Below are 23610 nucleotides of genomic sequence, written 5' to 3' on the forward strand. Positions count from 1 at the left end.
CGACTCAGCCAACAGCCGGGTCCGCAAGGCAACGCATATTCCCCCATTGTAATACGACGCTGCAATCCATTAAGTGGCTACGCAAGAATAGTATCGACGAAAAGAGGTATTAAGCGTGAACGAAACCCTGATCGATAGATCTGACAGGCTCATCGAACTGACCGCAGATGTCGTTTCGGCCTATGTGTCGAACAACCCTGTACCCGTCGCAGAACTGCCCGGCTTGATCTCCAGGGTGTATTCGAGCCTGCTGCAGCAGGCTAATGCGCCTGCGGAAGTCGTATCAGAATCCCAAAAGCCCGCAGTCGCAATCAAAAAGTCGGTGACACCGGACTACATTGTCTGTCTCGAAGACGGAAAACAGTTCAAATCCCTGACGCGCCACTTGTCGACCCATCATGGCCTCACACCGGACGACTATCGTGCGAAATGGAGTCTGCCAGCAGACTATCCGCTGGTCGCGCCAGATTACGCCGCAGCGCGTTCCGCACTGGCAAAATCGATGGGATTAGGACGCAAGCCAAGGCCCGTCGAAGAACCGCCAGCGGCTCCTGCCAGGCGCAAGAGACTCGGCCTCAAATTCTCATAGGGCCTCCTTCGACCGTTCACCAGGTTGCATCGGAACACCGCGCCGCCCCATTTGCGCGATTCAATAGATGCCGTCAGATGCCGTCCGGCATGCACCGGCGCTCTCCGTTGTGAACGGCGATCAGCTGCAACCGCAGTTCGAAGAACAGATCGCCGATAGCACTACCATGACGCCGATGGCGAATGTCAGATTTTGCGGATGATCGCTGCCGTGCGGCGGGAAAGTCGAGCGCATCGGAGTCTTCACCTCATCTCCGGGCAAAGAATTGTCATCTTGCCCTCTCGCGGTTCGGTGCGGGAGGGCAAGCAGCAACACCATTCATGGCTTGTCTCCGCAAGCCACTGCTTGCGCAACGGCGTTATTCGCTGGTCTTGCCGTCGAAATGTTCATGAGCGGCGTCGGCTTCAGCCTTGGTTGGTTGAACGACACCGTCGACATGCTCGGGCGGGCTGTAGATCGTATAAAGCTTCAGCGGCTCATTGCCGGTATTCTTGACATTATGCCGCGCCCCAGCGGGTACGATCATGGCCATATCGGCCCCGATCCTGCTCACGTTGCCGTCGATCAGGATTTCTCCTTCGCCATCCTCGACGCGGAAGAACTGGTCGCCGTCGTCGTGAACCTCTTCGCCGATCTCCTCGCCGGGCTGAAGCGCCATCAGGACGAGCTGCATATTCTTTGCCGTATAAACAACACGGCGAAAATCCGTGTTTCCTTCGGTCAGTTCCTCGATGTCATCAACAAATCCACGCATGATATGCTCCATCTCTGTAGTTCTTTGCACAAATGCTGACCCGTTTCGTTGATCTCACTCAACTCCGCCCATGAGATCTTCGCATATGGTCATGTCGCCGATACGACTTCGGAATCGGTATCTTCAATCTGTCTCCCCGGCAGCGGCACGTCCACATCAAAGCATGCGCCAGGAAGTCGAGAATTGTTGACCTGTGCATCCACGCACGAGAATTCCTCTATTTTAGGCGACGATTCCACTCCCAATGTGGTCTCCCGCTGGACCAGACCCAAGGCAGCGGCCTGTGCATTCATGCAAGCCTGGCTTGCCGGGTTCGCCAATCGCAATGCGGGATCAAACCCTTAGATCAATGAGGCAGGGGACACTCTCCCCCATTATCGAAAGGAGCCCGATCATGACCCAGAAAACCATCCTGCGCAGCGATGAGCTTTCCTGCCCCTCCTGCGTGCCGAAGATCGAAAAGGCGCTCAACGCCCTTCCGGGCGTCGCAAAGGCCGAGGTGCGCTTCAACACCGGCAAGATCGAGGTCGAGCACGACCCCGCGCAATCGAGTATCGAGGCGCTGGTCGAGGCGGTGCGCGGAACCGGCTACGAGGCGCAACCTGCCGCCTTCTGATCGGGACTCCGCTTGTTTCGCCGCGCCGCGAGTCGGCGCGGCAGCCGTTCGCAGACATCAAGATGAAGGAGAATGAGATGACCAGTCTCGTCACCAGTATCAGAAGCGCCATCGTACACCCGGCCCGGCGGCGCTTCTGGCTGACGCTCGGCAGCGGCACGTTGATCGCCGCCGGCTTTTTAGCGCGTTACGGCTTTGGCATGGTCGAGGCATGGACGGTGCTGATGGTCGCGGCGGCTTTCCTTGCCGGCACCGACATTGCCATCCGCGCCTGGCGCTCGCTGCTGGTCAGGCATTTCAGCATCGAGCTGCTTGTCACCGTCGCAGCGGTCGGCGCTCTCTTTATTGGCGAGGTCTGGGAATCGGCGGCCGTCACCTTCCTGTTCATGTTTGGCGGCTGGCTTGAGGCGCGCACCATGGGCCAGACCCGTGGCGCGCTGAAGGCGTTGCTTGACGCCGCACCTGCCACGGCAACCGTGCTGCGCGACGACAATCCCGTCGAAGTGGCAGCGCATATGGTCCAGATCGGCGAGATCGTGCTGGTCAGGGCCGGCCAGCGCATTCCCGTGGATGGCGAGGTGACCGAAGGCACCGCCGCGGTCAGCGAAGCAGCCATCACCGGCGAACCGATGCCGGCCGAAAAGGCGCAAGGCAGCCATGTCCATGCAGGAACGATCGCCGAAAACGGGTTGCTGCGCATCCGCGCCACCGGCGTTGGCGCCGACACAACCCTTGCCCGCATCATTCAGCGCGTCGAGGAAGCGCAGGAGGAAAAAGCCCCGAGCCAGCGCATGATCGAGCACTTCGCGCAATGGTATACACCATCGATCATCGGCCTGGCGATCGTCGCCTTTGCGGTGACGCAGGATATCCGCCTGGCACTGACGTTGTTGGTCGTCGGCTGCCCCGGCGCTTTGGTGATCTCGACGCCGGTCTCGATCGTTGCCGGCATCGGCCGGGCAGCACGCAGCGGCATCCTGATCAAGGGTGGCCAGCATCTGGAAAGCGCCAGCCGGATCGATACGCTGGCGCTCGACAAGACCGGCACGCTGACGGAAGGTAAACCGCAGCTTGCCTCTATCGTTGCGCTGGGCGGCATTGCTGAGGCCGAGTTGCTGCATCTGGCAGCGACCGCTGAGACCGGATCGACCCATCCGCTTGGCCGTCCCATCGTCGAGGCTGGCCGCAGGCAGGGCCCGCTTTCCACGCCCGAGGCGCTGGAGGAACATGCCGGCATGGGCCTCACCGCCCGCATCGACGGCCGGACCGTTGCCGCTGGCAACCGCCGCTTGATGGATACGCTCGGCATCCCGCTGGGCCAGGAGGGCGAAGCCGCACTGGAGCGTCTGCTCTCCAACGGCCAGACGCCGATCCTCGTGGCGCGCGACGGGCAGCTGATCGGGCTCTTGGGCATGTCCGACATGGCCCGCGAAGGCGCGGCGCAAGCCATCGCCCGGCTGCGCGAGATCGGCATAGGCCGCGTGGTCATGCTGACCGGCGACCAGCATGGCGCGGCCGAGGCCATCGCCCGCGAGGTCGGCATTGACGAGGTCCATGCCGGGCTGATGCCCGAGGACAAGCTGGAACTGATCCGCAAGATGAAGGCGGACGGCGCGCATGTCGCCATGGTCGGCGACGGCATCAACGATGCCCCTGCCCTTGCCGCCGCCGACACCTCGATCGCCATGGGCGCAGCCGGCAGCGACGTCGCCATCGAGACCGCCGACATCGCGCTGCTGAAGGACGATCTCGGCAAGATCCCTGAAGCGATGGCGATCTCGCGCGCCACGCTGGGCAATATGCGCCAGAACCTCGTCATCGCGCTGGTGACGGTGGCGGGATTGCTGGCGGGCGTGTTCTCAGGCAACGTCCACATGGCCGGCGGCATGCTGGTCCACCAGCTTTCGGTGCTGATCGTCATCGCCAACGGCATGCGCCTGCTGCGCGTACCGAAGGCCACCGCGCCCGGCGGGAGGACCGCAAAAGCCGCCGCCCTTCCCGCGACCGAGGCCGCGCGCGGCTGAAGCCTCATCGCAGACCCCGCTCCGATGCGGGGTCTGTTGTTCTTGCCGCGCCAGCCCCGTCTCATCGCTGGCAACTGCCGGAAAGGATCGACATGGATACCAGCACCGCCCCGTGGAACGACGTTCTCGACTTCTGGTTTCCCGAAGGTCGCTCCTCACAGATAGAGGCTGAAACGCATCGGGATCACTGGTCGTGGCGGCTGCACGGCGGAGCAGATGACGCGATCGTCGCGCGCTTCGCCGACCTCACAAGCCGCGCAGCCTCAGGCGATCTCGACGGCTGGGCCAGCGATCCCGAAGGCAGGCTGGCGCTCATCATCATGCTTGACCAGTTCTCGCGCTCGCTGTGGCGCGGAACGCCGCGCGCTTTCGCGCAGGACCCAGCCGCGCTGTCGCTGGCGAAGGAGGGGTTCTCGAACGGCCATTACTCATCGCTGCACGTGCCATGGTCCAAAATCGTCTACAGCCAGCCGCTTGGCCATTGCGAAGGCCCGGATCACCTCGCGCGCATCGACCTGCTCATCAGGCTTCGCGAAGAGATCGCCGCGGAAGCGCCTGCTTCCCTTCAGCCGATCTACCAGTCACTGGTGAAACAGGCCGGTGACGTGCGCAAGGTCATCGCCGCTTTCGGCCGTCACCCGCACCGCAACCGGGTCCTCGGCCGAGCATCGACGCAGGCGGAAGAAGCTTACATCGTTGAAGGGGATTTCCCGCACGAGAAAGCGTTTCAAGCATGACGTCCGACGGGCCTGGTCACAGGGGATGCTTTCGCCGGCGGTTCACGTAAACTACGTTTGTTACGTGTTCATGTTCTCTGGAAGGAAACATCATGGCTGACACCTGGCTTCCCTCGCTCAAGACAGCGACCCCGCAGGAGGGGTTCGATCTTGCCACCAAAATGGCCCGGGTCGGCGTCAAGATCACCCAGCCTTCCGCCGAGATCCGCGACAAGCTGCGCGCGGCCTACGATCAGGACACGACCCAACTGATCGCTTCCTCGCAGGTGATAGCCATCCATTTCCAGACGGTCGCGGCGGCCAACGATTACTGGCGCGACTAGAGCAGCCGCGCCGGCGTTCCAGTCAAAGTTTCAGCCCCCGCAACCGCAGCGCGTTGGCGATGACGCTGACCGACGACAGCGACATGGCGGCCGCCGCGATGATCGGCGACAGGAGAAGACCGAAAGAAGGGTAAAGCACGCCTGCGGCAACCGGGATGCCGGCGGCATTGTAGATGAAGGCGAAGAACAGGTTCTGGCGGATATTCGCCATCGTCGCCTCGGATAGCCGCCGCGCCTTGACGATCCCCATAAGGTCTCCCTTGAGCAGGGTGACGCCGGCGCTTTCAATCGCAACATCGGTGCCCGATCCCATGGCGATGCCGACATCGGCAGCCGCCAGCGCCGGCGCGTCGTTGACGCCGTCGCCCGCCATCGCCACCACCCGGCCTTCCGCCTTGAGACGGCTCACAACGGCGCTCTTTGCGTCCGGCAGCACGTCGGCCTCGACCTCGTCTATGCCCAACTGGCGGGCGACGGCTTCGGCCGTCGTTTTGTTGTCGCCGGTCAGCATGACAATGCGGATGCCCTCGCCATGCAGCGCGTTCAGCGCCTCCTGCGTCGTCTCCTTGACCGGATCGGCGATAGCGAAGATGCCGCCCGCCTTGCCATCGACGCTGATATAGATCGCGGTGGCGCCGTCATGGCGCAAGGCGTCCGCCTGTTCGGCAAGGGACGAAGCGTCGACGCCGTGCTCCTTGAGGAACGCCGCATTGCCGAGCACGATCACCTTGCCCTCAACGGCACCGAGCGCACCCTTACCAAGCGGAGAATCGAAATCCACTACGGGCGGGATGGCGATGCCCTTCTTCTCCGCCGCCTCCACGATCGCCAATGCCAGCGGATGTTCCGACGCTTTCTCGACGCCAGCGGCCAGCCGCAGGATTTCCGTTTCGTCGAAGCCGCCTGCCGCGACGATTGCCGTCACCGACGGCCTGCCTTCGGTGAGCGTGCCGGTCTTGTCGACCACCAGCGTGTCGATCTTCTCCATATGTTCGAGCGCCTCGGCGTTCTTGATCAGGACGCCGGCGCTGGCGCCCTTGCCGACGCCGACCATGATCGACATCGGCGTCGCCAGCCCGAGCGCGCAGGGACAGGCGATGATCAGCACCGAAACGGCCACGACCAGCCCATAGGCAAAGCGTGGCTCCGGCCCCCAGATACCCCAGACGATAAAAGCCAGAATCGCGATGACGATGACCAGCGGCACGAACCAGCCCGAAACCTGATCGGCCATGCGCTGGATCGGTGCGCGCGAACGCTGCGCATCGGCGACCATCTGGACGATGCGCGATAGCATGGTATCGCGGCCGACCTTTTCGGCGCGGATCACCAGCGCTCCGGTCTGGTTCAGCGTACCGCCGATGACCTGGTCTCCCACAGTGCGGGTGACAGGCATGGATTCGCCGGTGACCATCGCCTCGTCGAGCGAGGAGCGTCCGTCCTCCACCACGCCGTCGACCGGCACGGTCTCGCCGGGCCGCACGCGCAGCCTGTCGCCGAGGACGACATGCTCCACTGGTACGTCTTCTTCCACGCCATCATCGCCGATGCGCCGCGCCGTTTTCGGCGCCAGATCGAGCAGCGCCCTGATCGCGCCCGATGTCTGCTCGCGGGCGCGCAGCTCCAACACCTGGCCAAGCAGCACCAGAACGGTGATGACGGCCGCCGCCTCGAAATAGACCGCGACCGTGCCATCTTCCGTGCGAAAGGCGGCGGGGAAAATGCCGGGCGCAAGGGCGGCGACGATGCTGTAGGCCCAGGCGACGCCGGTGCCCATGGCGATCAGGGTGAACATGTTGAGGCTGCGATTGACCAGCGATGCCAAGGCGCGCTCGAAGAACGGCCATCCGCACCACAAAACCACCGGCGTCGCCAGAACGAGCTGAATCCAGATCGATATCCGCATCGGCACCAGATGGTGCAGGGCCGGGAAAAGATGACCGCCCATTTCGAGCACGAACACCGGGGCGGCGAGGACCAGCCCGATCCAGAAGCGCCGCGTCATGTCGGCGAGTTCGGGGCTGGGTCCGCTGTCGGCCGTCACCACAAGCGGCTCCAGCGCCATGCCGCAGATCGGGCAGCTTCCCGGCCCCTCCTGCCGGATCTCGGGATGCATCGGACAGGTCCAGATCGCGCCCTCGGGCGTGTCCGGAGCGGGTACCGCGTCCCCTGCCAGATACCGGGCCGTGTCCGCCTCGAACTTCGCCTTGCAGGAAGCCGAGCAGAAATAATGGGTATGCCCCTCATGGGTCAGATGATGTTCCGCCGTTTGCGGGTCGACCTCCATGCCGCAGACGGGGTCTTTCACAAGATGCGCATGACCCGAATGGGCGTGGCTATGGGAATGATGCTGATGCTCGTGTCCGTTCATTCTCTAACCCGCCGCCTCACCTGAATCTGAAAACCTTATCTTTTCGCGACATTACCAAACAGCGCGTTCAGGCCCTCGGCCATCGTCGGGTGCGCAAGAACGGCGTCGCGCAGGACGCTGTAGGGCAAGCCGCCGAGCATGGCCGCCTGTACCACAGCCATCACTTCCCCGGCCTCCGAACCGATCATGGTAAAGCCTGCGATCCGATCCTGCGGATCGACCAGCGCCTTCATGAAGCCTGCGGTTTGCGAGGTCGTCCGCGTCCGCAGCACCGCCTTCATCGGCAGTTTCGCAACGCGCATATCCATTCCATTGGCCCGCGCTTCCGCTTCGCTCATGCCGATGCGGGCAAGCGGCGGGTCGATGAATATGCAATAGGGCAACGGCTACCTTCTGGCCGGCTTGCGCCAGGTGCCAGGCGAGGTATCTCCTGCCCTCGCCACTGCCGATCACGACAGCGTCGTAGCGTTCCGCTTCCGTCATCAACTATCATCCTTCTGCAACAGCGACCCTATCCGCGCGATGAAAATATGGCGCTCGGCCATATATGCGGGATCATGTCATACTCTTGCGGGGTCGAACAATTACTGTTGCTGTTGCGGGCGGCCCCTTGAGGTGGCCTTACTGCCGGTTTCGGCGCCGTCGCATCATTTCCGGGCCACGGCCTTGAAATGGACCGGGATCATCGAGTGTAGTCGGTTCTGCTCCGGCTGTATTGCCCGAAAGGGAACATGCCGGCTGCACGGGATTGACCAACTTTCTGTAGGAGAGAATCATGTCGTTGAATGGCAAAGTCATTTTGGTAACCGGCGCTGGCCAGGGGATCGGACGAGGCATTGCGCTGCGGCTTGCAAAGGAAGGCGCCGACCTCGCGCTGGCCGATGTCAAGGCTGACAAGCTCGACTCCGTTCGCAAGGAAGTCGAAGCACTCGGACGCAAGGCCACCATCGTCGTCGCCGATGTCAGCAAGCGCGGCGAAGTCTACGCCGCCATCGACCATGCGGAAAAGGAACTCGGCGGGTTCGACGTCATCGTCAACAATGCCGGCATCGCGCAGGTCAAGCCGATCGCCGACGTCACGCCCGAGGACATGGACCTGATTTTCCGCATCAATGTCGACGGCGTGCTCTGGGGTATCCAGGCGGCTGCGAAGAAATTCAAGGATCGAGGTCAGAAGGGCAAGATCATCAATGCCTGCTCGATTGCCGGACATGATGGCTTCGCCATGCTTGGCGTCTATTCGGCAACCAAGTTCGCCGTGCGGGCGCTGACGCAAGCCGCCGCCAAGGAATATGCCAGCGCGGGCATCACGGTGAACGCCTACTGCCCCGGCATCGTCGGCACCGACATGTGGGTGGAGATCGACGAGCGCTTTTCCGAGATCACCGGAACGCCGAAGGGCGAAACCTACAAGAAATATGTCGAAGGGATCGCTTTGGGCCGCGCGCAGACACCGGAGGACGTCGCAGCATTGGTCGCCTTCCTTGCGGGCGCCGATTCCGACTACATCACGGGACAGTCGATCCTGACCGATGGCGGTATCGTCTATCGATAAGCCCGCCTGCCAAATCGCGAACGTTCAGAAGCGCCCGCACCGGGAAACGGCCTTGTGAGAATTTCTCCCTCCAGCGGAATGGTTCCGTCTGGAAGAGCCGCTTTTTGTCGTGAGAATTGTCCTCTTGTTGCTTGGCATGATCATCGCCGCCTTCGGCCGCCATTCGCACCACAGGTTCTTGACCGGCATTCGACGCCTGCTGAAGCTCGATCGGTTTCCTCATCTACGCGCGTTTCGAGCGGGATTGCCGTCATCCGGCCAAACCCCTGACTGGTATGAAGGCTCTACAGGACCGGCGGCGGGTTGGCGTCGCAGTGAGGTCGCACTGCGCGCCCGGATCGGGTCGGCGAGCAGCCTGAGACCGTTCATCACCACCAGTACCGTGCCGCCTTCGTGTCCGACGACCGCGAGCGGCAGCGGCAGGGCGAAGAACAGGCTCGATGCGACCAGAAGCAGCATCATGCCGATGGCGAAGGCGAGGTTCTGGCGGATGATCCGGCGCGTGCGCCGCGCCAGAAGATGCGCGGCGGCAAGGCGGGCCATGTCCTCCGACAACAGCGCGACATCGGCCGCCTGCAAGGCGACGTCGCTGCCCGCCGCGCCCATGGCGATGCCAATATCGGCCCGCGCCAGTGCGGCGGCGTCGTTCACCCCGTCGCCGACAAACGCCACCTTTCCACTTGTTGCAAGCTCACCCACCAGCCGGACCTTGTCCTCGGGCAACAGATCCGCATGGACATCCTTTGCCTCCAGTCCGAGTTCCGCGGCGATCCGCAAGCCGACAGGGCGTCGGTCGCCGGTCATCATGGCGATAGTGTCCACCCCAGCCGCCCTGAGCGCGGCCAGTCCGGTGGCCGAGGTCTCGCGCGGGCGGTCGGCGACTGTGAGCGCACCATAGACCCGATCTCCCCGCCCCAGCCACACCACGGTCTGGCTCCCGTCCGTCAGCTGCGCATATTCGGGCGCGTCGAGCGATGCACCCATGCGCGCGGCCATGCGCGGATTGCCGGCCCAAAGCGGGCCCACGGCATCCTCCCCGGTGATCCCCTCACTGGGCACGGTTTCCACATCGCGCACCTCGGCGGCGGTTATGCCTTTTTCGTCGATGTGGCGGCGGATCGCATCGGCAATCGGGTGCTCGGAATGCACCTCAAGACCGGCGATCAATGACAGGAACCGCTCTTCGGGTTCCCGCGTCACAACCTGCGTCACCTCGGCCTTGCCAGTGGTCAGCGTACCGGTCTTGTCGAAGGCGAAGATATCGACATCGGCCAGCGTCTCCAGCGCCGCGCCGCCCTTGAACAGCACGCCGCCGCGCGCGGCCGCCGCCAGCGCCGAGAGGATTGCGGCCGGGACCGAGATCACCACCGCGCAGGGGCTGGCCGCGACCAGCAGCGTCGCGGCGCGATAAAGCGCATCCTGCATTGTCCAGCCGAGTGCGAGGAATATCGCCAAAGCCAGCACCGCGCCCACCAGCACCGCGATGGTATAGCGCTGGCCGAACCAGGCGCTGAACCGTTCGGACGGAGCGCGCGCGGCCTGTGCCTCGGTCACCAGCTCGATCATCCGTGCCACGGTGCTTTCCGCGACCGGGCGGGTGACGCGGACCACCAGCACGGCATTAAGGTTCACCGTGGCCTCGAACACCTTTGCACCGCGGCTTTTGCCGACCGGCATCGATTCGCCGGTGATCGTCGCCTCATCGAGCGACCCTTCCCCTTCCACCACTTCGCCATCGGCCGGCACGCGCGCACCGGGGCGCAGCACCACCAGGTCGCCAGCCACGAGATCGCCGACCGGAACTTCCGTGACGGCGCCGTCAGGAGTGCGCCTGAGCGCAGTGTCGGGGCGCAACGCCATCAGCGCCTCGACCGCATGGCGCGCCCGGCCCATTGCCCGTTGCTCCAACGTGGTCGAGAGGCTGAACAGAGTCAGCAGCACCGCCCCTTCGAGCGCCGCGCCCACGGCCGCGGCGGCAAGGGCGGCCACGATCATCAGAAGGTCGATGTCGAGCACCCGCTCGCGCCAGAGCGACGTCAGGGCCCGGACCCCGGTCGGCACACCACCGGCCAGATAGACCAGTACCAGGCCGACAGGTCCCCATAGACCGGGGCTCAAAAAGGCATCGACAGTCGCAAGCGCCATCCCGGCAAGCGTGATGCCGGTCAATGCTGTCATGAAGCGGTCGGAAGAGAGGTCGATTTGCAAATCATGTTCCTGGCTGTGCCGCGACGGCGGCAGTGGCTGGGGAGACCGGCGATGACGCGCCGGATGGGCTGGCGTGACACGCCCGGTCGATCAGGTTCCGTTATTCCTTTTCCATCACGACATCGAGCTTACCCCCAGGATCGCGCCGCCGGCAGCCGCGATCAACACCACGAGCCAGGGCGGGAATTTCCAGCTCATCAGGGCCACAAAGCAGGTCAGCGCCAGCGCAAAGTCGAAGGGTGAGCCGACTGCGCTGGCCCAGAGCGGATCGTAGAGCGCAGCGCCCAGAATGCCGACCACCGCGGCGTTCGCGCCTGCCATCGGCGCCCGCACGCCGGAGCGTGCGCGCAGCGTGTTCCAGAACGGCAGCGCGCCGACAAGCAGCAGGAAGCCCGGCAGGAAGATCGCAAAAAGGGCAAGCGTCGCGCCGGCGATCCCGTTCGGACCGGGTTCGAGCAGCATGCCGAGATAGGCGGCGAAGGTGAACAGCGGCCCCGGCACCGCCTGGGCCGCGCCATAGCCGGCCAGGAACGTGTCAGACGTGACCCAGCCCGTGCGAACCACTTCGGCTTCCAGCAAAGGCAAGACCACATGGCCGCCGCCGAACACCAGCGCACCGGCGCGATAGAAGGCGTCGATCACCGCCAGACCCTGCGCGGGAAACAGCGCCACCGCCAGCGGCAGGCCGAAGATCAGGATGAAGAACAGGGCCAGTGCAATTGTTCCCGCCTGCCGCGAAACCGGGAAATGCAGCGCTTCACCCGGTGTTCCGGCTGTGTCCCGGCAAAGCCAGAGCCCGGCGAGCCCACCGAGCAGGATCGCACCCAACTGGCCCGTCGCGCCTCCGATCAGCACCACCATCAGGACGGCGGCGAGCGCGATCGTCTGGCGTGAACGGTCGGGACAGAGCGTGCGCGCCATGCCCCAGACCGCCTGCGCCACGATGGCCACCGCGACGAGTTTCAGCCCGTGCAATACCCCGCTGCCAAGCGGGCCTGAAAACGCGGCCGCACCGAGCGCGAACAGCATCAGCAGCAGGGCGGAAGGCAAGGTAAAGGCCGCCCAGGCAGCGAGCGCGCCCATCGGCCCGGCACGCTGCAAGCCCAATGCGAAGCCGACCTGGCTGGAAGCCGGTCCCGGAAGGAATTGGCACAGCGCGACCAGATCGGCATAGCCACGATCATCGATCCAGCCGCGCCGGGCGACGAATTCCTCGCGGAAATAGCCCAGATGCGCGATCGGTCCGCCGAAGGAGGTGAGGCCCAGTTTCAGGAAGGCGGCCAGAACCTCGCCGGGCGTTCCCTGTCGTCGGCGCTGGGTCACAACATTCGGCGTGTCGTTGGCGGGCATGATCTCTCCGTGATGCTCGCGATTTCGGGGCCAGCCGGGCGCCACGAGACGACGCATTCGGCATTGCCCCTGTATTGGAGCAATGGAACAGGCTGGTGACTGCCGAAGCCCACCCCTTGTCGCTCCATCAGCATCATGACATGCCTGTCCCGAGACGGCCCGCCTGCGCTCGGCGGCCCTCCAGAAGATCGGCGTCGGCAGCGAGCGCGTCGGCCATGAAATCCATGAAGGCGCGGATGCGGGCGGTGCTGCGCAGATCCTCATGGGTCAGCAGCCACAGGTCCAGCCGGAAATCTTCCGGGAACATGGCGATGCGGACGAGGTCGGGCGCGCGGTCGGCCACGGCGCAGGGCAGCGGCGCAAGGCCGATTCCGGCCCTTGCCGCGGCAATCGCGGCGGAGATCGAATTGGTGCGGTAGATCGGCCGCACCGTCGGCAGCCAACCCGCCAGCCGATGGCTGATCGCTCCATGCGACCGGCCGAAGCCGATCCAGTCGTTGTTGGCAAGATCGTCGTCGAGCCCCTGAGCTGCGCGTTGTGTAGAGGCATAGGCTCCGAATGCGAGCCGGCCGACACGCCGGCCGACGAGCGTTTCCTGCGGCGTGTTGCCGATGCGCAGAGCGACATCGGCCTCGCGTCGGGTCAGGTCCAGCGGAGTGTCCGAAACGATCACCTCCAATTCGATCCCCGGTTGCGCTGCATGGAATGCCGCCAGATGTGGCGGCAACAACCCGGTCGCCAGCATGTCGATGGCGGTGATGCGGATAAGCCCGCTCAGGCGCTGGTCCTGTCCGGTCACCTGACGCGACAGGGCGATAATTTCCTCGTCGATCCGTATGGCGGTCTCCTGCATGGCCTCGCCGGCGCCGGTCAGCGCATAGCCGTCCGGCAACCGCTCGAAGAGCCGCACACCCAGACGTTCCTCGAAGGCGCCGAGACGGCGAAATACCGTCGAGTGTGTCACGCCAAGGCTGCGTGCCGCGCCTGACAGCGTGCCCGCCCGGGCCACAGCGAGGAAGAAGCGCAGATCGTCCCAGTTCTGGTTCTGTGCATCCATGAAGGATCACCCCTTGCAAGCCTGCTCCCATTGCCGGCAGCACACCGCCATCCTGCCGGCAATACCGCACGTTCGCTTTGCCCCGTCAAAAGCTTGACCACGATCATTGCCTCACGTAAGTATGTGACTGCTCACTTACTAGGTACTTTATGCGAAAACCCGCGGAATTGCGCAAGGCCGAAATCGTCGCGGCAGTCCTCGACCTGGCCGATCGGATCGGCCCGGACCGGGTGACGACAGGCGCTGCGGCAGCCGCCGTTGGCGTGAGCCAGGCCGCCCTGTTCCGGCATTTCTCGACCAAGGACATGCTGTGGCTTGCCGTGGCGGACCACGTGGCCGGGGAACTGGCTATGAAATGGGAGCAGGCTCTCAATGAGACCGACGAGCCTATCGATCGCGTCAAGGCGTTGATGGGCGCGCAACTGGGGCAGATCGTGGCCACACCGGCTCTGCCGATGCTGCTGTTCTCGCGGGAGCTGAATGTTGGCAACGAGGATCTGCGCGCCGCCTTTCGGAATCTGCTGATGAAGTTTCAGGCGCTGATCGTCACCGAACTGGCGCGCGGTCAGGACGCCGGCTCCGTGCGCCGCGAAGTCGCCCCGGCGGATGCTGCCGTGCTGCTGACCTCGCTGGTGCAGGGCATGGCGATCCGCTGGTCGCTCGGGGCGCGCAACTTCTCGCTGATCGGGGAAGGAAAGCGGCTCCTCGACGTGCAGCTGCGGCTTCTGGCCGCGAAGGAGGATTAGACCATGCGGCTTCGATGGATCTACGGTGCGGTGGCGGCAGTTGTGGTGCTGGGCGCGGGTGTGCTGTTCCTCACCGAACGGCCACTCACCGTCAGCGTGGTGCAGCCCGAACAGGATGTGTCCCTGCGCATCTACGGCCTCGGCTCGGTCGAGGCGCGGATCCTCAGCCGGGTGGGGTTCGAGGCTGGCGCTGCCCTCACCGCGCTGGCTGCCGACGCCGGTGACCGGGTGGCCAAGGGGCAGGAACTGGCGACCCTCGATCCGGCCGAACAGGAAGCACGCACCGCCCGCGCCCGTGCTGCGGTCGAGGCCAACGTCGCCGCCCTCGCCCGCGCCGAGGCAACGGTGGTCCGCGCCCGCAGCGTACTGGTACAGCGCGAGGCAGCGAATCGACGGTTGCAAGGTCTGGCACAGCGCGATGTGACCTCGATCCAGCGCGCCGAGGAAGCGCAGCGCGACGAGGACGTCGCCCGTGCCGATCTTGCGGTTGCCGAAGCGGATGTTGCGGTGATCCGTGCTCAGGGCGCCGACACGGCCGCCGCACTGGAACAGGAAAAGGTCCTTCTTGCCCGCCATCGGCTGACAGCGCCTTATGACGCGGTGATCGTCACGCGCCACGCCGAAGCGGGAACGGTGGTGCGGGCCGGCGATCCGATCTTCACGCTGATCGCTCCCGAAACGGTCTGGATACAGGCCTATGTCGATGAGGAGCGCGCCGGCCAGCTTGCGCTTGGCCAACCCGGCACGATCCGGCTGCGCTCGCAGCCGCAGGCAGAATTCCAGGGCACCATCGCCCGCATCGGGCTTGAAAGCGACCGGGTGAACGAGGAGCGCCGGATCTGGCTGACCTGCACGGACTGTCCCGAGCCGATGTATCTCGGCGAACAGGCTGAGGTGCGCGTCACCACCGGCAACCGTGACAGTGCGCTGATGGTGCCGGAGGTGGCGATCGCCGGTTTCGACGGGCATCGCGGCCTTGTCTGGCTGGTGCGGGACGGACGGCTGGAGCAGGCCGAACTGACTTTTGGCGCGCGCGACGATCGTGGCCGGGTCGAGGTCACCGGCGGCCTGTCGGAAGGCGCCTCAATCGTCGCCCGGATACCGAAAGGCGCGACCGAGGGGCGGCGGGCCCGGATCGGGACCACGCCATGAACCTTGCCCTCAAGGATATACGCCACGGACTGTTCCGCTTCGTCCTCACCTGTTTCGGGCTGGGGCTGTTGATGACGGTCGTGCTGTCGATGATCGGCATCTATAACGGCCTTGTCGCCGATGCCCTGGCGGTCGTGAAAGCTCCGGCGGCGGATGTCTGGGTGGTCGAGAGCGGCACCAAGGGGCCGTTCGCCGAAGCCTCGAACATCCCGCTGACCACGCGCGATGCCGTGGCGCGGATGCAAGGCGTGGCCGAGGCTGGCGCGATCAATTTCCAGAATATCGAATCCGCCCATGCCGGCGCTTCGCTGCGGCTCTACGTCATCGGCTACGAGCCGGGACATCCAGGCGGCCCGTCACGCATCGCCGAGGGGCGCGGCATCGGCACAAGCCATTTCGAACTGGTGGCCGACCGCAAGACCGGTCTTCTGCCCGGCGAGACGATCCGTCTCGGGCGCAACCGGTTCACCGTGGTCGGGCTGGTCGAAGGGGCAATGAACGCGGGCGGCGATCCGGCGGTCTATATCACGCTGGCCGACGCGATGGCGCTGCAGACCGAGCTTGACCCCGCAGCCCAGCGCGTTCAGGCGGCGCGGGGGGCCGTTTCGGTCAAGTCCGCCTCGGTCGCGGCTGTGATCGCGCGGGTGGCCCCCGGCGCGGATGTCGAGCTTCTGACCGCGACCGTGCGGCAGTGGAAGCATCTGGCGGCGCTGACGCAAGCCGAGCAGGAGGACATTCTGGTTTCCTCGGTGGTCGATCTGGCGCGGCGGCAGATCGGCCTGTTTCTCGGCATCCTGCTCAGCGTCTCGGCGGTGGTGATCGCGCTGATCATCTACACGATGACGATGGAGAAGCTGAAGCAGATCGCGACGCTGAAGCTGATCGGCGCGCCCGATCGCACCATCGTCGGGCTGATCGTCCAGCAGGCGCTGATCCTCGGCGCGTCGGGTTGGGGGATCGGACTCGCGCTGATCCTGACGGTGAAGGACTATTTCCCGCGCCGGGTGGTGCTGGAACCGTTCAACGCCATGGTGCTGGCCGGGATCATCTTCGCCGTCTGCATCGCCGCCTCGGGCCTTGGCGTGCGGGCGGCAATGAAGGTCGATCCGGCGACGGCTCTGGGAAGCTGATATGGCGCTTGGCGAAATCCTGATCGATGTAAAGGGCGTGGCCAAGCATTTCGGCGAGGGCGAAACCCGCGTCGATGCGCTGCGCGACGTCGACCTTCAGGTCCGCGCCGGCGAGGTGATCGCGCTGCTCGGCCCCTCCGGCTCGGGCAAGACGACATTGCTCAACGTCATCGGCTGCATCCTTGCGCCATCGTCGGGAAAGGTGACGCTGGACGGCGAGACGGTGTTCGACGGGCGATGGCTGCGGCGCGACCTGCGGCGCCTCAGGCTCGACAAGATCGGCTTCATCTTCCAGACGCATAATCTTCTGCCCTTCCTGACGGCGGAAGAGAATGTGGCGGTGGTCCTCGACCTTGCCGGCTGGTCGGCGGAGACCGGCCGGGCGCGGGCACGCGAACTGCTCGATTATCTTGAGGTCGGCCGCCGCGCCGCGGCCAAGCCGGCTCTCCTGTCAGGCGGCGAGGCGCAGCGTGTGGCCATCGCACGGGCGCTGGCCAACCGCCCCCGCATCATCCTCGCCGACGAACCGACCGCCGCGCTCGACAGCAAGCGGGCCGGACTGGTGATGGACCTGTTGCGCAAGCTTGCCGCCGAGCAGGAAGCCTGCATCGTCACCGTCACTCATGACGAGAAGATTTTTGACCGTTTCGACCGCCTGATCCACCTGCGTGACGGCAGCCTGGTCAGCGCGTGACACCGGAGGATTGTTATGACCGCAAGACCCCTCTCTCATTCCATCGCTTCCGGCGTGGCAGTGGTGTTTGGCCTGGCCACCGTCATTTCGGGCGGCCGCGCGCTTTTCGGCGGGGTCGATATGGGCGCGACGGTTCCCTTCGTGCTGTGGTTCAACTTCGTGGCCGGCTTCGCCTATCTGCTGGCAGGGACCGGCCTTTGGCGCGGTACCGCCTGGGCGCCTGCCCTGTCCATCATTATAGCAGCGACCACGGCCGTGGTCTTTGCTTTCTTCCTCTGGCATGTATGGCGCGGCGGGGCCTACGAAAACCGCACGATGGCCGCCATGACCCTGCGGCTCGGCGTCTGGATTGCTATCGCGACAGTTTCGATAAAGGCTCGCCGGCCATAATTGTATCTCCCCGCGACTGCGCTGCATGCCGGCCGGTATTCGCTACGACCAGTGTCGCAATATGATGAATTGTCAGGCCGGAACGATCTAAACTTGCTGCCGACCATTTGGCGCCGGTTCTCCGGGAATTCAGGCAGAGATTTTTTACAGAAGCACGCCCCTTGTTTTTCTCGGCCGGCAAACGCAATCTGTCTGCACTCGCGGCTTCGCGAGCCTGGTCCCGGCCTCTCCCTCTCTACCCAAAGAAGCCGGGATCAAACAGCTAGCTTGTTCGACCTGCGTGCGCTCGGCATGGTACCTTTGCGTGTTGGTCACGACACACTACCAAACCTGTAAGTGGGCAAGCCTATTTCGGATGCTGCTCAATGTCGTTATCGAAAATCTCGCGTCTTCACTTTGATTTCGTCTGGGCGGCCGTGATCATCGCCCAGGTTCGCTGGCATTGGCAGGTCATGCGGATCAGATTCTGAGGAACCGTGCTGAAGGCCGTCGCCGAGATCCTGCGACAGCGGAAATAGCAATTCACGCGCGCCAATGCTGGCGAGTTCGGCCGACAGATCTGTGAGATGATGGGCCACGATGTGGATCACCTCGCCCTCGCGCTGAACCCTACCCTTGATGCCGATCATACCGGAGCCAAGGACGGTTCGACGGAATTTCTCGAACACCTTCTCCCAGATGATGATATTGGCGACAGAGGTCTCGTCCTCGATCGTCATAAACATGACGCCTTTTGCCGAGCCGGGTCTCTGACGGACAAGAACGAGGCCCGCGACTTCGACCCAGTGCCGATCTCGTGACCTGACGGCTTCCGCACAGGTCAGGATACGCGTGCGTGAAAGGTTCGCCCGGAGGAAGGAAACAGGATGCTGGCGCAGAGTCAGGCCGACATGGCCATAGTCTTCAACCACCTCGCTGCCTGCGGTCATCGGCCGGAGCGATATTACTGGTTCATTCTGCTCGGGCAGGACCTCGGTCTCCCGCTGCGCCGCAGCCGCAAAAAGAGGCAAGGGCTCATCCCTGAGTGCCTTGATTGCCCAGAGCGCCTCACGCCGCGCGAGACCAAGCGCAGGCCGGAAGGCATCGGCCTCGGCGAGTGCCACCGATGCGGCGGCGGGGATGCCAGCACGGCGCCAGAGGTCGTCGAGCGAGGCAAAGGAACGGTCTCCGCGGCACGACACAAGCCACGCCGCCTCAGCGTTCCCAATCCCCTTGATCATTCGCAGGCCGAGCCGCACGGCAAAGCGGCCGTCATCGTGCTCGATCGGCTCGAGTGTGCAATCCCATCGTGAGGCGTTGACGCAGACCGGCCGGACCTCGACTCCATGCTCACGCGCGTCGCGCACGATCTGCGCCGGAGCATAAAAGCCCATCGGCTGGGCGTTGAGCAATGCACAGCAGAAGGCATCAGGATGCCAACATTTCATCCAGGCGGATGCGTAAGCAATCAGTGCGAAGCTCGCGGCATGACTTTCGGGAAAGCCATAGGAGCCGAAACCTTCGAGCTGACGAAAGATCTGTTCGGCGAATTCGGCCGTGTAGCCATTGGTGACCATGCCGGAGATTAGTTTCTGCCCGAAACTCGAGATCGTGCCCGTATGCTTAAAGGTGGCCATGGCGCGACGCAGCTGATCCGCCTCACCGGCTGAAAAGCCGGCGCAGGTAATCGCAACCCGCATCGCCTGCTCCTGAAACAACGGTACGCCAAGGGTCTTGCCGAGCACCGCTTCAAGCTCGAGCGATGGGTAGCTGACATCTTCCTTGCCCTCGCGCCGGCGCAGATAGGGATGGACCATGTCGCCCTGGATCGGACCGGGACGAACGATCGCGACCTGAATGACGAGATCGTAGAAGGTTCGCGGCTTCAGGCGCGGCAGCATCGCCATCTGGGCGCGAGATTCGATCTGGAACGTGCCGAGCGTATCGGCCTTGCGGATCATGGCATAGGTGCGCGGATCCTCGGCCGGGATGGAGGCCAGATCGAGTCTGGTATCCTTGTGCTCGGCGAGAAGATCGAAAGCGCGCCGCATGCAAGACAGCATGCCGAGCGCCAGGACGTCGACCTTCATGAATTTGAGGGCGTCGATGTCGTCCTTGTCCCATTCGATCACCTGGCGGTCTTCCATGGCGGCAGGTTCGATCGGCACGAGCTCATCGAGCCGGTCACGGGTCAGGACGAAGCCGCCGGGGTGCTGAGAAATATGGCGAGGGGTGCCGACGAGTTGATGTGCGATCTCAAGCGCCAGCCGCAGGCGTCGGTCACCCATATTGAAGTTGAGGTCTTCGGCGTGTTTTTGCTCAACGCCCTCCGACCAGCCCCATACCTGTGACGACAGGGTTTTCGTCAGGTCCTCAGGCAGGCCGAGCGCCTTGCCAACATCACGTAGCGCACCCTTGGCGCGATAGCGGATGATGGTCGCGCATAACGCCGCTCGCTCACGGCCATAGGTCTCGTACACCCACTGGATCACCTCTTCGCGCCGCTCGTGTTCGAAATCGACGTCGATATCGGGGGGCTCGCGGCGTTCTTCGGAGACGAAGCGCTCAAACAGAAGATCGTTGCGATCCGGATCGACCGAGGTGATCCCGAGCACGAAGCACACGGCCGAGTTGGCCGCCGAGCCCCTACCCTGGCACAAGATGTCCCTGGAGCGCGCAAAGCGGACAATGGCGTTGACGGTCAGGAAATAGGGGGCGTAGTCGAGCTTCCCGATCAGCGCAAGCTCGTGCTCGAGATTGCCCCGGACCTTGTCCGGCAGGCCTTCGGGATACCGTTCATCAGCTCCTTCCCAGGTGAATTTTTCAAGCGCCTGTTGCGGCGTCAGTTCAGGGAAGAGCTTTTCTTCCGGATATTGATAGGCGAGCTCATCGAGCGAAAACCTGCAGCGCTCCATGATCTCGACCGAGCGAGCCAGTGCTTCGGGATAGCGGCCAAACAGCCGGTGCATTTCTTCAGGAGCTTTGAGATAGCGGTCGGCGAACCGCTCACGGCGGTGCCCGAGCTCGTCGATCGTGACGTTGTGTCTGATGGCGGTCACCACATCCTGCATCAGCTGGCGGTCCGGTTCGTGGAAAAGCACGTCATTGGTGACCACGGTCAGCACGCGGGCCGCTGCCGCCATTGTCGAGAGCTCCCAAAGCCGAAGCTGGTCATTGGGCCGCCGGCGCAAGGTGAGCGCCATATAGGCGCGGTCGCCGAACGTCTCCCGCAGGCGGCGCAACTGCAAGGCGCAGGTCTCGTCGGCCCGATCGGGGATGAGAATAGCGAGAAGTCCTTCGCCATAGGCGACGATATCGGGCCATTCGAGTTGGCATTTACCCTTGCCCGCCCGCTTCTTGCCGAGCGAGAGCAGACGGCAAAGCCTGGCATAGGCGGGACGATCGGTCGGATAGACGAGGATCGACATGCCGTCGGCCAGGTCGAGCCGGCAACCCACCACAAGGCGGATACCGGCGGTCCTGGCCGCTTCATGGGCCCGGACGATACCGGCCAGAGAATTGCGATCGACGATGCCGAGCGCCTCGATGCCCATCGTGGTGGCTTGCGCGAACAGTTCCTCACAGCAGCTCGCCCCGCGCAGGAACGAAAAGTGCGAGGTCACCTGCAGTTCGGCGTAGCGGGCCCCGCTCATCCGAAGATCCCGTGCAGGAACCAGCGCTGGCTGCCGGATTCCGCATGTTCACCGTCGCCGGACCGGAACAGCCAATAGCGCTCGCCGGCCTCATCCTCAACCCGGAAATAATCCCTCACCGTCTTCAGTTCGGCATCGCGCTTCCACCATTCTCCCCGAATACGTTCGGGACCGTCGGCGCGACGCACGCGCCGGCGCACGCCGCGCCAGGTGAACCAGGCCGGGGGATGGTCGGGTAACAGCGCCATGGTCTCGATCGGTTCGGGCCGGGGCAGCAACCGCGGCGGGCGCGGCCAGTCGCCCTCCCATGTAGCGCCGGTCTCGGGCGCGAGCGCCGGCACGCGCGCAACAGAGCGCTCGGGCACGTCGCTCTGAACGGGAACGAAGCGACAGATCCGGTTCTCGCCGATCCGGTTGGCGAGCACGTCGATCAGGTCCGAGACATCCGCCTCGGGAGCCTCGACCAGCGAAGAGATGGCCTGTTTCTCGCGCAACGGCTCGGCTTCGATCGCGACCAGCACCATGATCTCGATGCCGTAGCCCGGATCGACGGTTTCGATCTTGTCGCAGAGCAGGCGTGTCAGCCGTTTGGGGTCGCGCACCGGCTGGCCCATCCCGACCCGGATGAACTGCATGGTGTTGTCGACGCGATGAAACAGAAGATCGAGCCGGCGCGCGCCGAGCCCGCGCTGCTCGAGCTCGCGGCACAAGGCATCGGCCAGCTTGCCCGTATAGCGGGCGATGGTTTCGGCCGCCCCGATCGGCTCGCCGAAGACACGGCGCACCTCGACCAGTTCCGGTGAGCGGATCGGGTCGACGGGTTCGGCGACGACACCGAGCGCCTGGTCGAGGCGTCGCCCGATCTCTGGGCCAAAGCGCAGGGCAAGCGGCGCCCGCGGCTGGTCGATCAGGTCGCCGACAGTCTCGAAACCAAGCGTGTGCAGGCCGCCGACGGTTTCTGTTTCAAGCTGCAAGGCGGCGAGCGGAAGGGGGCGCAGGGCAACTTCGCTTCCGCCGGCGGGAACAATCGCCGTGCCCCGACGCAGGAAGCGCGCCACGGCATGCGCCGCGCCCCATGTATCGGCCATGGCGGCGCGGGCCTCGACACCCGACTGCGCAAATTTTTTCACCATCGTTTCGAGCATCGCCGCTTCACCGCCATGAAGATGATCGGCGCCGGTGGTGTCGATTACGAGCCCGTCCGGCGGATCAGCGGCGACAACCGGCGAGATCCGCTGCAGCGCCCAGAGCGCCAGCCTGTCGAGCCCTTCCCTGTCGGCTGCGGGATCGGCGTCGAGCACCACGAGCCCCGGCACGAGCGCCTGGGCCTTGGCGACGGCCATGCCGATGCTGACACCAAGCGTCTGAGCATTAGCGTCGAGCGCAGTGACCGATCTACGCCGGCCCAGCCGGCCGGCAAGGACGAGCGGCGCCTCAGGCGGAGGCGATGCGTCGCCCGACTTCCTTCTGAGGCGGTCGGTAGGCCACCTCGGAAGGAAGAGCGATATGACCCTTGGCATCGCAAGCCTCCACTTCAAAATCCGCACTTTCTCCAGCCCTGGCCCGGATCAGCTCAAGCAGCCAGCGTGCGCGGCCAAGACCGGGAACCGGCAGGGGATCGGAGGGCAATACCGATACGCGCCAGCGCGTGGAACTTGCCGTCGGCTGCCCGAAATCGCCCGCTTCGCTCTGCCGCCGCCAGCGGCGTATGGCGAGACCGATGGTTCCGGCGCCTTCGGCGGCGAGCTGCAAGCGCCGCGAGGCCGTCATCGACAGATGCGCCGTTTCGGCGACTACGGCGCCGAGACCGCGATAACGCAGGCCTTCCTCGAAACAGGCCAATACCGATTTCTCGTCGCTGACTTCGGCATGTAGGACGCGATCAGGCGCAAGACCCGCCTGCGCGAGCGCCGGCGCAAAAAGGTCCGCCCGCGTCACGATCCAGAGCACTTTCCCTTTTGTCCGGGCGGCGATCCCGGCAGCAAAGAGCGCCGCCGCCGCACCATCAATGGCGCCATTGCCGCCGCCGGCCACCTCATGCAGCGCCCCTAGCCCCAACCCTCCTCCCGGCAGTCTTCGGTCGATCTCGGGGACGCCGAAAGGCAGAATTTCGCGTACACGGCCGGAACCGCGCTCGAGATGCGCGATGCGCTCCCGAAGTTCGGCAATAGCAGGCCTGTCCACGCGGCTTTGCATGGCGAAAAGGGTCTCCAAATGGCTTTTCAATGCGCCGGGGCGCCGTTATGTTCATTATTTGTTCCGTTTCCAAGAATGAGTCAATC

20 protein-coding genes are annotated in these 23610 nt (G+C 64.4%); 11 read left to right on the forward strand and 9 right to left on the reverse strand.

Features of this window, described 5'->3' with window-relative positions:
• Positions 1–115: 115 nt before the first annotated feature.
• The gene (locus MIC97_RS22475) at positions 116–589 is read left to right on the forward strand and encodes a MucR family transcriptional regulator (protein ID WP_239802129.1); all 474 of its coding nucleotides are present in this window, start codon (positions 116–118) and stop codon (positions 587–589) included.
• Positions 590–947: 358 nt separating this feature from the next.
• Here the strand turns inward: MIC97_RS22475 and MIC97_RS22480 are convergent, their stop codons facing one another.
• On the reverse strand, positions 948–1343 hold the full coding sequence (locus MIC97_RS22480) for a cupin domain-containing protein (RefSeq protein ID WP_239802130.1): 396 nt from the start codon (positions 1341–1343) through the stop codon (positions 948–950).
• A 394-nt stretch (positions 1344–1737) separates the two neighbouring features.
• Here MIC97_RS22480 and MIC97_RS22485 point away from each other — a divergent pair, with 394 nt between their 5' ends.
• From MIC97_RS22485 to MIC97_RS22500, 4 genes are all read left to right on the forward strand, one after another.
• Positions 1738–1959 (forward strand): heavy-metal-associated domain-containing protein, encoded by a 222-nt coding sequence (locus tag MIC97_RS22485; RefSeq protein WP_239802131.1) that lies wholly within the window; start codon positions 1738–1740, stop codon positions 1957–1959.
• Positions 1960–2036: 77 nt separating this feature from the next.
• Entirely contained in the window at positions 2037–3983 is a 1947-nt protein-coding gene (locus MIC97_RS22490) for a cation-translocating P-type ATPase (RefSeq protein ID WP_239802132.1), read from the forward strand.
• A gap of 92 nt (positions 3984–4075) precedes the next feature.
• Complete coding sequence (locus tag MIC97_RS22495; protein ID WP_239802133.1) at positions 4076–4720, forward strand: DUF924 family protein; 645 nt, start codon at positions 4076–4078, stop codon at positions 4718–4720.
• Between the two features lie 92 nt (positions 4721–4812).
• Positions 4813–5043 carry a hexameric tyrosine-coordinated heme protein gene (locus MIC97_RS22500; protein WP_239802134.1) on the forward strand — a complete coding sequence of 77 codons (231 nt, stop codon included), beginning with the start codon at positions 4813–4815 and terminating at the stop codon, positions 5041–5043.
• Positions 5044–5065: 22 nt separating this feature from the next.
• Here the strand turns inward: MIC97_RS22500 and MIC97_RS22505 are convergent, their stop codons facing one another.
• A complete protein-coding gene (locus MIC97_RS22505; protein WP_239802135.1) occupies positions 5066–7414 on the reverse strand; it encodes a heavy metal translocating P-type ATPase in 2349 nt (782 codons plus the stop codon).
• A gap of 35 nt (positions 7415–7449) precedes the next feature.
• Complete coding sequence (locus tag MIC97_RS22510) at positions 7450–7797, reverse strand: hypothetical protein (RefSeq protein WP_345773575.1); 348 nt, start codon at positions 7795–7797, stop codon at positions 7450–7452.
• A 392-nt stretch (positions 7798–8189) separates the two neighbouring features.
• On the opposite strand from MIC97_RS22510, the gene MIC97_RS22515 reads away from it, so the two are divergent.
• Positions 8190–8969 carry an acetoin reductase gene (locus MIC97_RS22515; RefSeq protein WP_239802136.1) on the forward strand — a complete coding sequence of 260 codons (780 nt, stop codon included), beginning with the start codon at positions 8190–8192 and terminating at the stop codon, positions 8967–8969.
• A gap of 219 nt (positions 8970–9188) precedes the next feature.
• Here MIC97_RS22515 and MIC97_RS22520 read toward each other — a convergent pair whose 3' ends face one another.
• From MIC97_RS22520 to MIC97_RS22530, 3 genes are all read right to left on the reverse strand, one after another.
• Positions 9189–11177 (reverse strand): cation-translocating P-type ATPase, encoded by a 1989-nt coding sequence (locus MIC97_RS22520; RefSeq protein WP_239802137.1) that lies wholly within the window; start codon positions 11175–11177, stop codon positions 9189–9191.
• 114 nt (positions 11178–11291) lie between these two features.
• Entirely contained in the window at positions 11292–12527 is a 1236-nt protein-coding gene (gene chrA, locus MIC97_RS22525) for a chromate efflux transporter (protein WP_239802138.1), read from the reverse strand.
• Between the two features lie 133 nt (positions 12528–12660).
• Entirely contained in the window at positions 12661–13584 is a 924-nt protein-coding gene (locus tag MIC97_RS22530) for a LysR family transcriptional regulator (protein ID WP_239802139.1), read from the reverse strand.
• Between the two features lie 149 nt (positions 13585–13733).
• Between MIC97_RS22530 and MIC97_RS22535 the strand changes: the two genes are divergently transcribed.
• The 5 genes from MIC97_RS22535 to MIC97_RS22555 are packed head-to-tail and all read left to right on the forward strand — an operon-like array spanning position 13734 to position 17696.
• Positions 13734–14330, forward strand: a complete 597-nt coding sequence (locus MIC97_RS22535) for a TetR/AcrR family transcriptional regulator (protein ID WP_239802140.1) — start codon at positions 13734–13736, stop codon at positions 14328–14330.
• A gap of 3 nt (positions 14331–14333) precedes the next feature.
• Positions 14334–15482, forward strand: a complete 1149-nt coding sequence (locus tag MIC97_RS22540; protein WP_239802141.1) for an efflux RND transporter periplasmic adaptor subunit — start codon at positions 14334–14336, stop codon at positions 15480–15482.
• Positions 15479–16612 (forward strand): ABC transporter permease, encoded by a 1134-nt coding sequence (locus tag MIC97_RS22545; protein WP_239802142.1) that lies wholly within the window; start codon positions 15479–15481, stop codon positions 16610–16612. Before MIC97_RS22540 ends, MIC97_RS22545 begins: the two co-directional genes overlap by 4 nt.
• A 1-nt stretch (position 16613) precedes the next feature.
• On the forward strand, positions 16614–17306 hold the full coding sequence (locus MIC97_RS22550; protein ID WP_239802143.1) for an ABC transporter ATP-binding protein: 693 nt from the start codon (positions 16614–16616) through the stop codon (positions 17304–17306).
• Positions 17307–17321: 15 nt separating this feature from the next.
• Positions 17322–17696: a hypothetical protein gene (locus tag MIC97_RS22555; protein ID WP_239802144.1), complete on the forward strand. Its 375-nt coding sequence runs from the start codon at positions 17322–17324 to the stop codon at positions 17694–17696.
• 371 nt (positions 17697–18067) lie between these two features.
• Here the strand turns inward: MIC97_RS22555 and MIC97_RS22560 are convergent, their stop codons facing one another.
• The 3 genes from MIC97_RS22560 to MIC97_RS22570 are packed head-to-tail and all read right to left on the reverse strand — an operon-like array spanning position 18068 to position 23524.
• Complete coding sequence (locus MIC97_RS22560) at positions 18068–21328, reverse strand: error-prone DNA polymerase (RefSeq protein ID WP_239802145.1); 3261 nt, start codon at positions 21326–21328, stop codon at positions 18068–18070.
• Positions 21325–22848, reverse strand: coding sequence for a DNA polymerase Y family protein (locus MIC97_RS22565; RefSeq protein ID WP_239802146.1), 1524 nt, complete (start codon positions 22846–22848; stop codon positions 21325–21327). The genes MIC97_RS22560 and MIC97_RS22565 overlap by 4 nt, the downstream gene beginning before the upstream one ends.
• Positions 22763–23524 carry a damage-inducible protein gene (locus MIC97_RS22570; RefSeq protein ID WP_239802147.1) on the reverse strand — a complete coding sequence of 254 codons (762 nt, stop codon included), beginning with the start codon at positions 23522–23524 and terminating at the stop codon, positions 22763–22765. The genes MIC97_RS22565 and MIC97_RS22570 overlap by 86 nt, the downstream gene beginning before the upstream one ends.
• Positions 23525–23610: the final 86 nt, after the last annotated feature.

It is taken from the genome of Aquamicrobium sp. NLF2-7, assembly GCF_022359935.1.
GTDB classification, from domain to species: domain Bacteria; phylum Pseudomonadota; class Alphaproteobacteria; order Rhizobiales; family Rhizobiaceae; genus Mesorhizobium; species Mesorhizobium lusatiense.

Coding starts and splice junctions, on each gene's coding strand:
- chrA (WP_239802138.1), bottom strand. CDS start 12,527: ATGCCCGCCAACGACACGCCGAATGTTGTGACCCAGCGCCGACGACAG.
- MIC97_RS22550 (WP_239802143.1), top strand. CDS start 16,614: ATGGCGCTTGGCGAAATCCTGATCGATGTAAAGGGCGTGGCCAAGCAT.
- MIC97_RS22540 (WP_239802141.1), top strand. CDS start 14,334: ATGCGGCTTCGATGGATCTACGGTGCGGTGGCGGCAGTTGTGGTGCTG.
- MIC97_RS22535 (WP_239802140.1), top strand. CDS start 13,734: ATGCGAAAACCCGCGGAATTGCGCAAGGCCGAAATCGTCGCGGCAGTC.
- MIC97_RS22565 (WP_239802146.1), bottom strand. CDS start 22,848: ATGCCAAGGGTCATATCGCTCTTCCTTCCGAGGTGGCCTACCGACCGC.
- MIC97_RS22480 (WP_239802130.1), bottom strand. CDS start 1,343: ATGCGTGGATTTGTTGATGACATCGAGGAACTGACCGAAGGAAACACG.
- MIC97_RS22495 (WP_239802133.1), top strand. CDS start 4,076: ATGGATACCAGCACCGCCCCGTGGAACGACGTTCTCGACTTCTGGTTT.
- MIC97_RS22530 (WP_239802139.1), bottom strand. CDS start 13,584: ATGGATGCACAGAACCAGAACTGGGACGATCTGCGCTTCTTCCTCGCT.
- MIC97_RS22485 (WP_239802131.1), top strand. CDS start 1,738: ATGACCCAGAAAACCATCCTGCGCAGCGATGAGCTTTCCTGCCCCTCC.
- MIC97_RS22570 (WP_239802147.1), bottom strand. CDS start 23,524: ATGCAAAGCCGCGTGGACAGGCCTGCTATTGCCGAACTTCGGGAGCGC.
- MIC97_RS22560 (WP_239802145.1), bottom strand. CDS start 21,328: ATGAGCGGGGCCCGCTACGCCGAACTGCAGGTGACCTCGCACTTTTCG.
- MIC97_RS22505 (WP_239802135.1), bottom strand. CDS start 7,414: ATGAACGGACACGAGCATCAGCATCATTCCCATAGCCACGCCCATTCG.
- MIC97_RS22545 (WP_239802142.1), top strand. CDS start 15,479: ATGAACCTTGCCCTCAAGGATATACGCCACGGACTGTTCCGCTTCGTC.
- MIC97_RS22500 (WP_239802134.1), top strand. CDS start 4,813: ATGGCTGACACCTGGCTTCCCTCGCTCAAGACAGCGACCCCGCAGGAG.
- MIC97_RS22490 (WP_239802132.1), top strand. CDS start 2,037: ATGACCAGTCTCGTCACCAGTATCAGAAGCGCCATCGTACACCCGGCC.
- MIC97_RS22515 (WP_239802136.1), top strand. CDS start 8,190: ATGTCGTTGAATGGCAAAGTCATTTTGGTAACCGGCGCTGGCCAGGGG.
- MIC97_RS22555 (WP_239802144.1), top strand. CDS start 17,322: ATGACCGCAAGACCCCTCTCTCATTCCATCGCTTCCGGCGTGGCAGTG.